Here is a 15,906-nt window from a genome sequence, read left to right on the forward strand (position 1 = left end):
GAGTTCATCCAACCAGCCGGGCCAAGCATGATGGAAGACGTGAGTTGGGCGAGGTACGAGGCAAAAGCGCTAGCTGGCGCATCACTAACCGACAGCGCTCTGCATGCCGCTCTGGAAGACTACGTGCGCGTGCAGAACCCGCATTTGACCGACGTTCGGTTGGAGCAGGCCACGCCGACCGAGGAGTTCGACGGGTCGGACCGGCGGTGGTACGTGGTCACTTACTTGGCGGAAGACGGGCTGGCCAGCTAGGTCAGTCAGACAGACTAGTGCTTTGCGGTCGTTAGCCGTCTCGATCTTGTTCGGTGCAACGGCTGGCATGATCGGCCGCCGTCGGTGGCGCGGATGGCCGCTGAACCCCCAGCAATTTAGGTAGTCGATTACTTAGACCGACCCAATCTGTGTGCGCGAGGCTGGGCTCGGTAGTACCAGCTAGTCGGGGGAAGACATGTCGTTTCTAATCGCGTCGCCGGAGATGATGACGGCGGCAGCATCGGATCTGGCCATTCTCAGATCAGCGCTCGGCACAGCCAACGCCGCAGCGGCGACCTCGACGACGCAGCTGTTGGCCGCCGCCGGCGATGAGGTATCGGCGGCAATTGCTGACTTGTTCGACGCCTACGGCCGGGAGTATCAAGCTCTGAGTGCGCAGGCGGCGGCATTTCATGACCAGTTCGTGCTCGCGCTGGCTGCAAGCGCCGGGTCGTACGCCAGTGCGGAGGCTGCCGCGGCCTCGCCGCTGCAAAGCTTGCTGGATCTGATCAACGCGCCCTTCCTGACGGCGACCGGACGCCCGCTGATCGGCGACGGCGCAAACGGCGCCGACGGCACCGGGCAGGCGGGCGGCGATGGTGGGTGGCTCTTCGGCAACGGCGGCAACGGCGGGTCCGCTGGGTCGCAAGGCACCGGCGGCAAGGGTGGGTCGGCCGGTTTTATCGGCAACGGCGGCAAGGGCGGGGCCGGCCTGACCTCATTGTCCTTCAACGCCCCCGGCGGCGGATTCGGTACGGCTGGTGGTGTCGGCGGTGCCGGCGGCTGGTTGTACGGCACCGGCGGCATGGGTGGCAGCGGCGGCGCCGGCGCGTACGGCGGGGGTTTCGGCGGGGACGGCGGCGCCGGTGGACATGTGTTTGGCACGGGTGGGGCCGGCGGCGCCGGAGGCAACGGCATTGCCGGTCGCGGCGGGAACGGCGGCGTGGCCGGGCTCATTGGCAACGGCGGCGCCGGTGGCCAGGGCGGAAACTCAGGTCTTTTCGAAGCCGGTAACGGCGGGGCTGGGGGCAGCGCAATGCTGATCGGCAACGGCGGACACGGCGGCAACGGGGGAACTGGCCCAGGTGCGGGCTGGGGTGGCGCAGGTGGTACAGGCGGAGTTTTCGGCAACGGCGGCGATGGCGGCCGGGGCGGAGACGGTTACTTCGGTCTCGGCCACCCCGGTGGGGCGGGCGGTAACGCGGTGCTGATCGGCAACGGCGGACACGGCGGCAACGGTGGCAACGGTGTAGGAGGCGATCCCCCTGGGCCGGGCGGCCCTGGCGGCAAGGGCGGCCAGTGGCTGGGATTCGACGGGACGAACGGGTTGCCATAGCCCGCCCTCATGGCTACGCGCGGCAGGTCAGCAAGCGACGAAACTGTCGCCAACAAAGATGCCACTTGCCAATGATGGTGGCGGTGGCGAGATAGGAGGCAAGGGTGGCACCGGTGTCGCCGGCGGCATGCCATTCGGACTGAACGGAACCGCAGGCGTGTCTTAAGGCAAACCGAGGTTCGGGACGTCCCCAAGGCAGGGGCGCGCCGACCCACAACTACCGCACGACGTGATTCCTGAGGCGCACCAGCCCTAGAAGTCCCAGTCCTCGTCCTCGGTGACCACGGCCTTGCCGATCACATACGACGACCCCGACCCCGAGAAGAAGTCGTGGTTCTCGTCGGCGTTGGGTGACAGCGCCGACAGGATCGCGGGGTTCACATCGGTCTCGTCGCGCGGGAACAAAGCCTCATAGCCGAGGTTCATCAGTGCCTTGTTTGCGTTGTAGCGCAAGAACTTTTTGACGTCCTCGGTGAGCCCAACCTCGTCGTAGAGGTCCTGGGTGTACTCGACCTCGTTGTCGTAGAGCTCGAACAGCAGCTCGTAGGTGTAGTCCTTGAGCTCGGCGCGCTTGGCCTCGTCTTCCAGGGCCAGGCCGCGCTGGAACTTGTAGCCGATGTAGTAGCCGTGCACGGCCTCGTCGCGGATGATCAGTCGGATCATGTCGGCGGTGTTGGTCAGCTTGGCCCGGCTCGACCAGTACATCGGCAGGTAGAAGCCGGAGTAGAACAGGAAGCTTTCGAGCAGCGTTGAGGCCACCTTGCGCTTCAGCGGTTCGTCACCCTTGTAGTACTGCATGACGATCTCGGCCTTGCGCTGCAGGTTGGGGTTTTCCTCCGACCAGCGGAACGCGTCGTCGATCTCGGCGGTCGAGCACAACGTGGAGAAGATGTTGCTGTAGCTGCGGGCGTGCACCGACTCCATGAACGCGATGTTGGTGTACACCGCCTCCTCGTGCGGGGTCAGCGCGTCGGGGATCAGGCTCACGGCACCCACGGTGCCCTGGATGGTGTCCAACAGCGTCAGGCCGGTGAAGACCCGCATGGTCAGCTGCTTCTCGTGGGCGGTCAGCGTGTTCCAGGATGGGATGTCATTGGATACCGGCACCTTCTCGGGCAGCCAGAAGTTACCCGTCAACCGGTCCCAGACTTCGGCATCTTTTTCGTCTTGCAGCCGGTTCCAGTTGATCGCGGAGACACGGTCAATCAGCTTTGCATTTCCAGACACTGAAACCCCACTTCACCAGGACCATTTGGGATGTCTCGCCGTCGCGACGACGTCGTGAGGGCGACATCCCAAACACTACCCCTAGGGGCCGACAAGCCCGCGGAACACAAGAAGTTGTGTTGGGGGCGTGTCGTCGTCGACCATCAATGCCCCGCCGAACCGGTGACTCAGCCCACCCGCTATGCCGTAGGAAGCAGGTCGATCAGGGTGTCGACGAGCTCCTCGGCGCTGGTGTGCCACTTGTCCATGTCGAGGTGACCGCTCAAATCCAGGCCCGTGATGCCATGGGCACTGGTCAACAGCAACGCCCCGTAACGCCTCGCCTGTTGCGGACCGGTGACGCGACCGACCAAGTCGAGAAACAGCTTCTGAGTGCGCTCGGCGGCCTGAACCGCTGCCGTCAGGTCGCCCGCCGGCGTCGTGAACATCAGGCGGTACAGGTGCGGCCTGGTGCGACCCATGTCGATCAGCGAGAGCAGGGCCGTTCGCAGCGACTGTGCGGGTGAGTCGTCGCCGTTGACCAATGCCTCCAGCACATCGCCCAATTCAGTCCACGCGTTGACGGCCAGGACGGTGAGCAACGATTCCTTATCGGCGAAGTGGCGGTACGCCGCGGAGCGCGAAACGCCACTGCGGGCACCTACCTCGCGTAACGTCACTGCGCCGACTCCGCCCAGGTCAAGAAGGGCGCTGGCGGCCTCGATCAGCGAACGCCGAGTGGCCGCAGCCCTCTCCGATCGCGTAGTCACCCGCCGAGCATAAGCCGGACTTTGAGTTGACAGCGTCAACTCAACTGCCTAGTTTGAGATGACAGCGTCAACTCAAATCGCACCGGATGGAGCCCGCCATGAAGAATTCGAATCGTGCAGCCCGCGACGAGCTGATCGTCGTGACCGGCGCCTCGACCGGCATGGGCGCCGCGGCGGCTCGAGAGTTGGCCGACAACGGTTTTCACGTGCTGGCCGGCGTCCGCCGCGAAGCCGACGCCGACGCATTGCGGAACTTGCCGGTCGCGGGAAGCGGAAGCATCGAACCGCACATCCTCGACATCACCATTGCCTCGGACGTGTCCGCCATCGCCGACCGCGTCGAGCGCGACCCGCTGCACCGTCCCCTTCGGGCGCTGATCAACAACGCCGGCATCGCGATCAATGCGCCAGTCGAAACCCTCCCGCTGTCGCAATGGCGCCGGCAGTTCGAGGTCAATCTGTTCGGACACATTGCCATGACCCAGGCGCTGTTTCCGGCGCTCCTGCGCAGCTCGGGAACCATAGTGAATATCAGTTCGGTGGGCGGCAAGGTGGTCTTGCCGACGTATGGTGCCTACGCCGGTTCAAAGTTCGCCCTCGAGGCGGTCAGCGACGCGCTGCGCCGCGAGGTCGGTGACACCGGGATCAAGGTCGTCGTCGTCGAACCGGGCGCGGTCAAGACCGAGATGCCCGAGCGCGGTATCGCGACCGCGGAGAGATTGCAATCCGACATGACCGCTGCCCAGCGGGCCCGCTACGGCGATCTCAACGCGGCCGTGACCGCACAAGCCCGCTCGTTCATCGACACCGGGGTTTCAGCCGAGCACGCCGCCAAGGTGATCGCCAAGGCCGCGACGTCGTCAAACCCCCGGACGCGCTACACAATCGGTCGCGACGCCGCCCTACTGGTGCGGATCAACCGGGTCGTATCCGACCGGGTTATGGACCGCATCGTGCGATTGAACGTCCGCTCTGCGGTCAAACGCGCGCAATCACGCACCCGCACCGAAGCCCCGTCGACAGCGGTTGGCGCAGCGCTATGCGAGTGACTGGCGCGCCCGGGCACCCACGCCCAAGAATTTGTACTCTTCGGGGTTGATCTTGCGGGTCTGACGCCAGTACTCCCAGGTGTAGCCGCCCCAGAGCACGGTGTTCTTGCCGTGCTCGTCGAGATACCAGCTGGCGCAGCCACCGCTGTTCCACACCGACCGCTTCAGCCGCTCCTGAAGTTCCTGGTTGAACTTGTCCTGGGCGGCACGAGTGGGCGCCAGCGCCTGCGCGCCCATCTTGTCGCACTTTGAGATCGCGTCGGCGACGTAGCGGATCTGGGACTCGATCATGAACACGACCGAGTTGTGCCCCAGCCCGGTGTTGGGACCGAGCAGGAAGAACAGGTTGGGCACGTTGGCCACGGTGACCCCGCGGTGAGCGCCGATGCCCTCGCGGTTCCACCGGTCCACCAGGTCCTCGCCGCCGGCGCCCTTGATCTGCACGTAGGTGTAGGAGTCGGTGACGTGGAAGCCGGTGGCGTACACGATCACGTCCACTGGGCGTTCGCGGCCGTCCTTGGTGACGATCCCGTCCCGGGTGATCCGGCTGATTCCCTCCGTGATCACCTCGGCATTGGGCTTGGCCAGCGCTTTGTAATAGGTGGAGGAATTCAGGATCCGTTTGCAACCGATGCGGTACTTCGGGATCAGCTTGCGACGCAGCTCGCGGTCCCGGATCGAGCGCCAGATGTTCCACTTGCAGTACGCCTCAATGAATTTCAGCGCGTTGGGACGCTTGGTCATGCCGTATGCCAGCGCCTCCTGTCCCCAATAGATGATCACGCGCACCAGCGCCCGCAGCCCTGGGACGTTCTCCATGGCCGATCGCAGCGCCTTCGGGATCTCCGGATTGGAGCGCGGCACCACCCATGGCGGGGTCCGCTGGTAGAGCTGCAGTTCGCTGACGTCGTCGACGATCTCGGGCACGATCTGGATTGCGCTGGCGCCCGTGCCGATGATGGCCACCCGCTTGCCGGTGAGGTCGACGCTGTGGTCCCACTCGGCGGAGTGGAAGGCAGGTCCGGCGAAATCCTCGCGGCCCTCGATGTCGGGGTAGGACGGAATGTGCAGCGCACCGGCCCCCGAAATCAGGAACTGGGCGACGTACTCGCGTCCGTCGGTGGTGAACACATGCCAGCGGTACTCGTCGTCGTCCCAGTAGCCGCGGTCGACCTTCGAATTGAACTCGATGTAGCGCCGCAGCCCGTATTTGTCGGTGACCCCCTGGAGGTAGTCCCAGATCTCGGGCTGAAAGGAGAACGGGTTCTTCCAGTCCGGCTTGGGCTCGAAGGAGAAGGAGTACAGGTGCGACGGGATGTCGCAGGCGCAACCCGGGTAGCTGTTGTCGCGCCAGGTGCCGCCGATGTCATCGGCCTTTTCCAGGATGACGAAATCAACGCCGAGCTTCTGCAGCGTGATGCCCATCCCCAAGCCGGAGAATCCGGTCCCGATGATGAGGGCGCGCGTATGCACCGGCGGCTTACCGGTTTTCTCGGCCTCTTCAGCGGCCGGGGTGATGACGTCGGTCATGGTTGGTGGTCTTTCTGTTGTGGTCTGTGCGAAACCGGCGCATGCCGGGCCGGTCAGCCCCTACGTAGATGCGCTAGATACCCAGTACCGGCGGTATCGCATATAGCCGAGTGTCATGGATCGCCGCGGTGATGTCAACGTCGAGGAGACTCAGCCGACCGCGGGGTTGGTGGGGACGACGCTGTGAATCGGCTGGTCGGGATCCATGGTGATGCCGAGCGCCTCGGCGGTCCCGACGATGACGCCCATCATGATCGTGGACAGATGCGCGACGAACTTCTCGGTGGGCATCCGTCGTGGGTCTTCGGGCTCGGGACCGAGCCACCATTCGGTGGCCGAGGACGCCGAGCCGAAGGCGGCGTGCGCTGCGAGTTCGAACGCCGCGTGGTCGAGCTCCATCTCCTTCAGTTCGTTGTCGAACATGTCGGCCAGGGCCAACGTGATCTCGCGGCCTTCGTTGAGGACGTTCGGGGTAGCGGCCGTGCGCCCTTGAATGAAGACCCTGAGCACGTTGGGATGCTTGTCGACGAGCGCGACGTACTCCTCGACGCTGCGCCGGACAATTTCGCGGGCCGAGTCATTCTTGAGGTCGATCGACGGGAAGATCGCCGCCCACAACATGTCGCGCAGGCGTTCGCCAATGGCCTGGAACAGGTCGGACTTGTCGTGGAAATGCCGGTAGATCTTCGGCTTGGCGGTGCCGGCCTCCTCGGCAATCTCCCGGACACTCAGCTCCGGTCCGAGGCGGTCGATGGCGCGGAACGCGGCGTCGACGATCTCGCCGCGCACCTTCTTGCGATGCTCGCGCCACCGCTCGCTGCGTGCGTCGACCTTCACGCCGGGCTTCACACTCGGATGGGGCCGGGGGATTCTGACCACGTCTTGCACATTACTCGCTGCTGCCGCTGACCTGGGCAGACTGGCCGTGCCCCTGGCTTGTCGAGCGTGAATCGCACGACAGTACCCGCCGTTGACCTGTCGCCGGACTCACGGTCCGCGCCGGCGCGGTCACAGTGGCCGTCGCAGTCGACGTCACAGCATGCAGGACACGCAGCCCTCGACCTCGGTGCCTTCCAGCGCCATCTGCCGCAACCGGATGTAGTACAGCGTCTTGATCCCCTTGCGCCAGGCGTAGATCTGCGCCTTGTTCACATCGCGAGTGGTGGCCGTGTCCTTGAAGAACAGCGTCAGCGAAAGCCCTTGATCCACGTGCTGGGTGGCCGCCGCGTAGGTGTCGATGATCTTCTCGTAGCCGATCTCGTACGCGTCCTGGTAGTACTCCAGGTTGTCATTGGTCATGTACGGCGCCGGGTAGTAGACGCGGCCGATCTTGCCTTCCTTGCGGATCTCGATCTTCGACACGATCGGGTGGATCGACGACGTCGAGTGGTTGATGTAGGAGATCGAGCCGGTAGGCGGCACGGCTTGCAGGTTCTGGTTGTAGATCCCGTGCGTCTGCACCGACTCCTTCAACCGCTTCCAGTCATCCTGCGTGGGGATCCGGATGCCGGCATCGGCGAACAACTGGCGCACCCTCTCGGTTTTCGGTTCCCACACCTGGTCGGTGTACTTGTCGAAGAACTCCCCCGTCGCGTACTTGGAGCGCTCGAACCCCTTGAAGTGCGTACCACGTTCGATCGCAATGCGATTCGATGCGCGCAGCGCGTGGTAGAGCACCGTGTAGAAGTAGATGTTGGTGAAGTCGACACCTTCCTCGGAACCGTAGAAGATGCGTTCGCGAGCCAGGTAGCCGTGCAGGTTCATCTGACCCAGCCCGATGGCGTGGGAGTCGTTGTTGCCCTGCTCGATTGAGGGCACTGACTTGATGTGGGTCTGGTCGCTGACGGCGGTCAGCGCGCGGATGGCCACCTCGATGGTCTGCGCGAAGTCCGGCGAGTCCATCGTCTTGGCGATGTTCAGCGAGCCCAGGTTGCACGAGATGTCTTTGCCCACTTTGGCATACGACAGGTCTTCGTTGAACTCCGACGGCGTGGAGACCTGCAGGATCTCCGAGCACAGGTTCGAGTGTGTGATCTTGCCCTCGATCGGGTTGGCCCGATTCACCGTGTCCTCGAACATGATGTAGGGGTAGCCCGACTCGAATTGCAGCTCGGCCAGCGTCTGGAAGAACTCCCGCGCCTTGATCTTGGTCTTGCGGATGCGCGCGTCATCGACCATCTCGTAGTACTTCTCGGTCACCGAGATGTCGGCGAAGGCCTTGCCGTAGACCCGTTCGACGTCGTACGGCGAGAACAAGTACATGTCGTCGTTGCGCTTGGCCAACTCGAACGTGATGTCCGGGATGACGACACCCAGGCTCAGCGTCTTGATCCGGATCTTCTCGTCGGCGTTCTCCCGCTTGGTGTCCAGGAAGCGGTAGATGTCGGGGTGGTGAGCGTGCAGGTAGACCGCACCCGCGCCCTGACGCGCGCCCAGCTGGTTGGCGTAGGAGAACGAGTCCTCGAGCAGCTTCATGATCGGGATCACGCCCGAGGACTGGTTCTCGATGTTCTTGATCGGCGCGCCGTGCTCACGAATGTTGGTGAGCAGCAACGCAACTCCCCCACCGCGCTTGGACAGCTGCAAAGCGGAGTTGATCGAGCGACCGATCGACTCCATGTTGTCCTCCACGCGAAGGAGGAAGCACGACACCGGCTCGCCGCGCTGCTTCTTGCCCGAGTTCAGGAACGTCGGGGTGGCCGGCTGGAACCGGCCGTCGATGATCTCGTCGACCAGCTTCTCGGCCAGACCGGTGTCGCCGGCCGCCAACGTCAGGGCGACCATGACGACACGGTCCTCGAAGCGCTCGAGGTAACGCTTTCCGTCGAACGTCTTCAGCGTGTAGGAGGTGTAGTACTTGAACGCGCCGAGGAACGTCGGAAACCGGAACTTCTTGGCATACGCCCGATCCAGCAGGGCCTTGACGAAGTTGCGCGAGTACTGGTCGAGCACCTCACGCTCGTAGTAGTTCTTCTGGATCAGGTAGTCGAGCTTCTCGTCCTGGTTGTGGAAGAAGACAGTGTTCTGGTTGACGTGCTCCAAAAAATACTGCCGCGCCGCGAGCACATCTTTGTCGAACTGAATCTTGCCGTCGGCGTCGTACAGATTCAGCATCGCGTTGAGCGCGTGATAGTCCGTCTCGCCGGACTCAACGTGCGTGCCGGAGGTTACAGGCTCTGCAGTGACGGTTGGTGGCACGTCTGTTCCTTCCAAAATTGAGCCAGGCCCGTACGGACGGCGTCGACGTCGTCCTGGGTTCCCATTAGTTCGAAGCGGTAAAGGTACGGAACGCCGCACTTGCGGGACACCACGTTGCCCGCGTAGGCGAATTCGGCACCGAAGTTGTTGTTGCCCGCGGCAATGACGCCGCGGATCAATGAGCGGTTGTGCTCGTCGTTCAAGAACGTGATGACCTGCTTGGGAACGTAGCCGCCATCGTTGATGTTCGGAGTCGCCCGACCGCCGCCGTACGTGGGCAGCACCAGCACGTACGGGTCGTCGACCCGGATGCGTCCATGCAGCGGGATCCGCGTGGCGGGAACACCCAGCTTCTGCACGAAGCGGTGGGTGTTCTCCGACACGGAGGAGAAATAGACCAGTGACGATCGCAAGTGCGGCTCGTCCGCACCAAGCGGGTCACCAATCACGTCTAGGTTGCGCGAGTGCACCGCAACCTCCTTACCTATCGTTCGCCCGCGTCAGGCCGTCAGCGCCGTGCTGGCGAGCGCCTTGATCCGGTCGGGACGGAAACCCGACCAGTGCTGGTCGCCTGCGACCACCACGGGTGCCTGGAGGTAACCCAGCGCCATGACGTAGTCACGCGCCTCTGGATCCAGGCTGATGTCGACCTTCTCGTAGGCAAGGCCCTGCTTGTCCAGCGCCTTGGAGGTGGCGACGCACTGTACGCATGCGGGCTTGGTGTACACGGTGATGCTCATGGGCGTACCGCTCCTTTGCGGAAGTGGGGACGGGGTACTTGACAAAGCTGGCAACTATCGGGGGGTACTTCTCCGCTAAGTTCAGCGACCTGCCGAGCCCCAACATTCCCGAGCTGCGGGTGCCAAGTCGATCGACTTGAACGTGCCGATTCCGGGAAGTTCATCGCGCTCCTTGGATCTCGTGGAACCCGGTGAACTTGGGGTCTGCCGGTGCTCGAAACACTACACCTAGGGGGTGACAAGGTGAAGAGGTACTACATGTTCTGAATGACAAACTTGAAATTCCCTGGTCGTAAGCCTAAACACCGGCGTGTCTCGGCGTGTCGCAAATCACAGCCGGTGGCGGTGGGGTTCATGCGCGTAGGTATATCAGCGGCCACCGACAACCCGGCTGGCTCAACCTGAGGCCCACCAACTCAGCAAAGGCCAGCAAAGCCTGATCAAAGCCCAGCAAATGCCAGCAAAGCCGCCAGCGCGCGGCTGGCGGCTTTGACTGTGCTCGTTACCGCGGGTCAGCCGACCTCGGCGGCGAGCTTGCCGACGGCGTCCCGCACATTCGCCGTGAGCTCCTCGTGCTCGGCCGGGGCCTTGCCGTCGAGGCTCCGGAACGGCACCGACAGCTTGATCGACTCGACGACGCGCGCGCCGGCGATGCCGAAAGACTTGCGGGTGTCGTCATGCGCCCACACGCCGCCGTACTGGCCCAAGGACCCGCCGATGACAGCTAACGGCTTGCCCTTCAAAGCTCCGTCGCCGAACGGGCGGGAGAGCCAGTCGATCGCATTCTTGACCACCGCGGGAAAGCTCCCGTTGTACTCCGGCGTGACCACCAGGGCGGCGTCGGCGTCAGCCGCCGCGGAACGGAGCGCGACTACGGCGGCCGGGGCCTGCTCGACGTCCGCGTTCGTCGCGTCGTCGATCTCCTCGTTGTAGAAAGGCAAGTCCCCCAATCCTTCGAACACGGTGACCGTGACGCCTTCCGGGGCGACCTGAGCGGCCAGTTCGGCGATCTGGCGATTGACCGACGCCGCACGCAAGCTGCCCACGAGCGCCAAGACTTTGATGTCGGGATTTTCCGGCACTTCCGTTCCCTTCCTTGGTTGGTGTACATCTTCGCACGATTAAAGCGGACTACAGTCCGTTTTATTCCAACGGAGTTAAAGTTCAAGGATGAGCGGGGTGCGGGACTTGGGCGAACTGGTCGTCACTCCGCCGCAGACACGCGGAGAACGGGGCGACGCCGCTCGCAACCGGGCGCTATTGCTGGACGCGGCACGCAACTTAATCGCCCAACGCGGCGCCGAGGCCGTGACCATGGACGACATTGCTGCGGCCGCCGGTGTCGGCAAGGGCACCCTGTTTCGCCGGTTCGGCAGCCGCGCCGGCCTGATGATGGTGCTGCTCGACGAGGACGAACGGGCCAGTCAGCAAGCCTTTCTCTTCGGGCCGCCGCCGCTCGGCCCAGAGGCGCCGCCGCTGGAGCGGTTGCTGGCGTTCGGGCGCGAGCGGTTGCGTTTCGTGCATGCGCACCGAGCGCTGCTGGCAGAGGCCGACCGCGATCCGCTCACGCGTCATGCGCCGGCGAACCTGGTGCACCGCACCCATGTGCGGGTGCTGCTGCAACAGGCCCACACGACCGGCGACCTCGATGCGCAGACGGACGCCCTGCTCGCTCTGCTGCACGTCGACTACGTCGAACACCAACTCGCCAACGGCGGTCACACCCTCGAGACGTTGGGCGACGCCTGGGAAAGTGTGGCGCGCAAGCTGTGCGGCCGATGACCGCCTGACAAGCGCCCCGACGACCGGCGGCGCGGCGTTAGAACCCGCCGCCTTTCCCGCTGGTCCCGCCTGTGCCGCCGGTCTGCCCAACGCCGTTGACGCCGTCGCCGCCGGCACCACCCGCTCCGAATATCGCCGAAGTTCCGCCCTGACCGCCGTGGCCGCCTTTGCCTCCGACGCCGGGATCCCCGCTTGAGAACCCACTACCGCCGGTGCCGCCCTTGCCGCCCTGGCCTCCGTTGCCGCCGAACACCTGCCCGCTGCCGCCCGAACCGCCGACGCCGCCGGTGCCTCCGTTACCGCCGTTCGGGACGAGAAGAGATCCCGCCAAACCGCTACCGCCCAAGCCGCCCGCACCGCCATTGCCGCCCGTGCCGCCTCCTTCGTAGGCGAACCCGAACCCGGTACCGCCATTGCCGCCGGCGCCTCCGGTTCCGCCGGCAGCGTGTGCTGTCGAGCCGGCTCCGCCCTGGCCGCCCTGGCCGCCGTTGCCACCGTTCAGGCCGCCGCCGCCGGTCCCGCCGGCCCCGCCGGTGCCCACGTTGGGGTCGAAGGCGTTCGCTGCCGCGCCCGCACCGCCATTGCCACCATTGCCGCCATTGCCGGAAAGGCCAGTGGCGCCGGCCGGGGCATCGGCCGAACCGCCGGCCCCGCCCAGGCCACCAGCGCCGAACTCGCCGCCGCGACCGCCCTTCCCGCCGGAGCCGGTGACCGGGTTCGACGCGACGGCTTGGTCGCCGTTACCGCCGTTGCCGCCGGTGCCGCCGGTGCCGCCGGTGCCACCCCTGCCGCCGGCCCCGCCGTCGCCGACGCTGCCGGCTTTGCCGTTCAGGCTGCCGAAACCTCCCGAACCACCCTGACCACCTTTACCGCCCTGGCCGCCTTGCGCACCGGTGCCGCCGGCTTCGCCGTCGCCGCCGTTGCCGCCTGCATTGAGCGGCGAGAGGCCGTCTTTGCCGGTGGTGCCGGTACCGCCGGTACCACCGGTACCGCCGGTGCCGCCGGCCCCACCTTTACCGCCGTCACCGTAAATCGCCCCGGCGTCGCCGCCCTTGCCGCCCTTGCCGCCTTCGCCACCGGTGCCACCGATCGTGTTGGTTGGACCCGTTGTCCCGGTGCCGCCTTTGCCGCCCGCCCCGCCGTCACCGCCGTTACCGACGGACCCACCGCCGTTCCCGCCGTTGCCCCCGGTGCCGCCTTTGCCGCCAGGAGTCAGGCTGTCGGCGCCGTTGCCGCCGTTGCCGCCGTTGCCCCCGGTGGTGGGGGCCAAGCCGGTGCCGCCTTTGGCGCCCGTCGTGCTGCCGGCGCCACCCTCGCCGCCGACCCCAGCCACGCCGCGATTACCGCCGTTACCGCCGTTTCCGCCGGTCCCGGTTTGGTCGCCGAAGTCGAATGATCCTGGCGCGCCCCTGCCGCCGTTGCCTCCCATACCGCTGGCGCCGCCCTGACCGCCTGCGCCACCGACGCCTTGGTCACCGTTCCCGGACACCCCGGTCCCGCCGGCTCCGCCGACCCCCCCTTGCCCGCCGGTGCCACCGTTGCCGCCGTTGCCGCCGTTTTGCCCGGCACCAAAGCCCGCCAAGTTTTGGTCACTGCCGTTGTTCCCGTTGCTGCCGGTCCCGCCGACCCCGCCGACGCCACCGGCACCGCCGTTGCCACCTTTGCCGGACAGCGAGCCGCCATTGCCGCCGTCGCCCCCGGCTCCACCGGTCCCGCCAGTGAATCCGGCTTGTCCGTTCGCACCAGCCCCCACGACCGGCACGCCCGACTCACCCTGGCCCCCGGTTCCACCAGCGCCGCCGGTGCCGCCGTTGCCGACCGATCCGCCGTTGCCGCCCTTCCCGCCTTTCGCACCGTCGCCCCCGAGGAAGGGAGCATTGGCACCCCTACCACCCGTGCCCCCGTTACCACCGCTGTCGGGATGCGTACCATCTGTGCCGTTTGCGGCGAAAATTCCGCCGCCGCTGTCGCCGCCCTTCCCGCCCGAACCACCCAGGCCGCGATCACCGCCGTCGCCGCCGGTGCCGCCTACGCCGTCGTTGAAGAAGATGTCTCCATCGCCACCGGTACCGCCGTTGCCGCCAACCGCGCCATTACCGCCATTGCCACCGACCCCACCGACCCCGTGGGCGCCCGCCGGAGCGATCCCACCAGCACCGCCGTTTCCGCCGGCCCCACCGAAGCCCCCGTCGCCGCCTCGGCCGCCGTCCTGACCTGCGACCGCATTGGCGCCGGCGCCGCCCTGACCACCGCTCCCGGCGTTCCCTCCATTGCCGCCGGCCCCGCCATCACCGGCCCTGGCTCCGCCAGCGCCGCCCGCGCCACCATGCCCACCTGATCCGCCGTCGACACCGTTCTCGCCGGACAGACCCGCCGTACCCGGGGACCCGTTGCCGCCCCTGCCGCCGGCCCCGCCGTTGCCATACAGCCCTCCGTTGCCGCCGGCCCCGCCGTTGCCGCCATCCGCACCCGGCGTAGCCACAGCAGCGTTCGCGCCATTGCCACCCTTGCCGCCGTTGCCCGGGGCAGTGGAATCGCTGCCGGCGATACCGTTCGGGCCGCTGCTGGTGAATCCGGCACCGCCGGCCCCGCCGGCTCCGCCGGCCCCGGGATTTCCACCATCGCCACCGCGACCCCCGTGACCATCTCCGCCAAAGTTGAAGCTGCCGTTGCCGCCCCTCCCGCCGTCACCGGGGTCCGCACCATTGCCACCGTTACCGCCAGCCCCATGCGCCGCGGGGCTGAACAATCCGTTCAACAGGCCGCCCGTGCCACCCGCGCCGCCATTGCCGCCGTTGCCGCCATTACCGCCGTTACCGCCGTCTAGGCCCGCCGCCGCGGCGACCAGGCCGTCGCTGCCGGCAGCGCCGTTCCCGCCGTGACCGCCGGCGCCGCCCACGCCGAACAAGAAGCTGCGGCCGCCGGCGCCGCCCGAACCGCCGGACCCGCCGTCCGAGCCGTCGACACCCGCAGAACCGAATCCGCCCGAACCGCCGGCCCCTCCGTTGCCGTACAGGAGCCCGCCGATGCCTCCGCCACCACCGGGGTGGCGAATTCGGGCAACGTCAACACCGGCGCCTTTATCAGCGGAAACTACAGCAACGGCACCCTGTGGCGCGGCAACTACGAAGGCCTGCCCGGCCTCTCCCTCGGATACACGATCCCGCAGTTCCCTGCGGTCGGCGGCGACATCTCCGGGGCTGTCGCCCGCTTCACCCTGCTACCGCCCATCGACATTCCCTCGATTCCGTTGTTCGTCACAATCACCGGAGACGCAGGCCCAGTACACATCCCGTCCATCCCCATTCCCTCCGTCCACGTCAGCGCCAGCCCGACCATCGACATCGGCTCGATCACCCTCGCGCCCATCACCGTCACCACACCGGGCGTACGTCTCACCTACCTCACCGCACCCAGCACCTCCATATCCGGGCAGGGCACGGGATACGTCATCCTCGCCAGCTTCTTCCCGGACATCCCGATAACCATCGCCGCACCCCCTCCCTTTGTCGAAGGCACGTCGCCGGGGTTCTCGGTCGACCCGATCTGGTTCACCCCGACGACGGTGACCTTCCCGGGATTCACCATTCCCGGGCCCATAGACATTGCGGTGCCGCTGTCGCTGACCATCCCGGGCTTCGACATCCCGGCTTCGGGCGTTCCCAATCTCCCGCTCGGCCTCGCTCTGAACTTCGCGACCCCGTCCTTCACCCTTCCGATCACCGCGACGATCGATCAGATCGCGATAGACCTGCACCTCACCTCCACCCTGGGCCCCGTCAACATTCCCATCTTCGGGTTCGGCGGAACCCCGGGCTTCTGGAACTCGACCTCCCAGCCGTCGTCGGGCTTCTACAACGTCGGTGGCGGTGGCGGTTCAGGGTTCTGGAACAGCGGCTCGGGCATCTCGGGCTGGTACAACGCGATCGCGGATCCGCTGCTGGGCTCGGCCTCGGGGTTCTACAACTTCGGCACGCAGCTTTCGGGCCTGCTCAACCGGGGCGCGGGTCTATCGGGGGCCTTCAACACCGGCGCGCTTGACC

Annotated in this window: 12 protein-coding genes and 2 pseudogenes; 5 read left to right on the forward strand and 9 right to left on the reverse strand. The window is 66.2% G+C overall.

Annotated features, from left to right (window positions below; translation table 11 throughout):
- Positions 1–39 precede the first annotated feature (39 nt).
- Together BST27_RS15640 and BST27_RS34520 are read left to right on the forward strand one after the other, a co-directional pair.
- The gene (locus tag BST27_RS15640) at positions 40–252 is read left to right on the forward strand and encodes a hypothetical protein (RefSeq protein ID WP_069421429.1); all 213 of its coding nucleotides are present in this window, start codon (positions 40–42) and stop codon (positions 250–252) included.
- A 196-nt stretch (positions 253–448) separates the two neighbouring features.
- The gene (locus tag BST27_RS34520; RefSeq protein WP_069421393.1) at positions 449–1,588 is read left to right on the forward strand and encodes a PE family protein; all 1,140 of its coding nucleotides are present in this window, start codon (positions 449–451) and stop codon (positions 1,586–1,588) included.
- A gap of 252 nt (positions 1,589–1,840) precedes the next feature.
- Here the strand turns inward: BST27_RS34520 and nrdF are convergent, their stop codons facing one another.
- Entirely contained in the window at positions 1,841–2,815 is a 975-nt protein-coding gene (gene nrdF / locus BST27_RS15650) for a class 1b ribonucleoside-diphosphate reductase subunit beta (protein ID WP_069421392.1), read from the reverse strand.
- A 179-nt stretch (positions 2,816–2,994) separates the two neighbouring features.
- Positions 2,995–3,564 carry a TetR/AcrR family transcriptional regulator gene (locus BST27_RS15655; protein ID WP_069421391.1) on the reverse strand — a complete coding sequence of 190 codons (570 nt, stop codon included), beginning with the start codon at positions 3,562–3,564 and terminating at the stop codon, positions 2,995–2,997.
- Positions 3,565–3,662: 98 nt separating this feature from the next.
- Between BST27_RS15655 and BST27_RS15660 the strand changes: the two genes are divergently transcribed.
- Positions 3,663–4,613, forward strand: coding sequence for an SDR family NAD(P)-dependent oxidoreductase (locus tag BST27_RS15660; protein WP_069421428.1), 951 nt, complete (start codon positions 3,663–3,665; stop codon positions 4,611–4,613).
- Here the strand turns inward: BST27_RS15660 and BST27_RS15665 are convergent.
- From BST27_RS15665 to BST27_RS15690, 6 genes are all read right to left on the reverse strand, one after another.
- On the reverse strand, positions 4,602–6,143 hold the full coding sequence (locus BST27_RS15665; protein WP_069421390.1) for a flavin-containing monooxygenase: 1,542 nt from the start codon (positions 6,141–6,143) through the stop codon (positions 4,602–4,604). The two genes, BST27_RS15660 and BST27_RS15665, sit on opposite strands and share 12 nt — an antisense overlap.
- A 150-nt stretch (positions 6,144–6,293) precedes the next feature.
- A complete protein-coding gene (locus tag BST27_RS15670) occupies positions 6,294–7,022 on the reverse strand; it encodes a TetR/AcrR family transcriptional regulator (RefSeq protein WP_139805177.1) in 729 nt (242 codons plus the stop codon).
- 153 nt (positions 7,023–7,175) lie between these two features.
- Positions 7,176–9,341: a class 1b ribonucleoside-diphosphate reductase subunit alpha gene (nrdE, locus tag BST27_RS15675; protein WP_079219941.1), complete on the reverse strand. Its 2,166-nt coding sequence runs from the start codon at positions 9,339–9,341 to the stop codon at positions 7,176–7,178.
- Positions 9,311–9,754 (reverse strand): class Ib ribonucleoside-diphosphate reductase assembly flavoprotein NrdI, encoded by a 444-nt coding sequence (gene nrdI, locus BST27_RS15680; protein ID WP_069421427.1) that lies wholly within the window; start codon positions 9,752–9,754, stop codon positions 9,311–9,313. The genes nrdE and nrdI overlap by 31 nt, the downstream gene beginning before the upstream one ends.
- 87 nt (positions 9,755–9,841) lie before the next feature.
- A complete protein-coding gene (locus tag BST27_RS15685; RefSeq protein WP_069421387.1) occupies positions 9,842–10,081 on the reverse strand; it encodes a redoxin NrdH in 240 nt (79 codons plus the stop codon).
- Between the two features lie 512 nt (positions 10,082–10,593).
- Positions 10,594–11,163, reverse strand: coding sequence for an NAD(P)H-dependent oxidoreductase (locus BST27_RS15690; protein ID WP_197518180.1), 570 nt, complete (start codon positions 11,161–11,163; stop codon positions 10,594–10,596).
- A gap of 88 nt (positions 11,164–11,251) precedes the next feature.
- On the opposite strand from BST27_RS15690, the gene BST27_RS15695 reads away from it, so the two are divergent.
- Positions 11,252–11,863 (forward strand): TetR/AcrR family transcriptional regulator, encoded by a 612-nt coding sequence (locus BST27_RS15695; RefSeq protein ID WP_069421386.1) that lies wholly within the window; start codon positions 11,252–11,254, stop codon positions 11,861–11,863.
- Between the two features lie 823 nt (positions 11,864–12,686).
- Here the strand turns inward: BST27_RS15695 and BST27_RS34525 are convergent.
- Positions 12,687–14,762 (reverse strand): annotated as a pseudogene (locus BST27_RS34525) (PE family protein); the annotation flags it as partial.
- Between BST27_RS34525 and BST27_RS15720 the strand changes: the two are divergent.
- Positions 14,742–15,906, forward strand: a pseudogene (locus tag BST27_RS15720) (hypothetical protein); the annotation flags it as partial. The pseudogenes BST27_RS34525 and BST27_RS15720 sit on opposite strands and share 21 nt — an antisense overlap.

This window comes from Mycobacterium intermedium (assembly GCF_002086275.1).
Lineage (GTDB): Bacteria > Actinomycetota > Actinomycetes > Mycobacteriales > Mycobacteriaceae > Mycobacterium > Mycobacterium intermedium.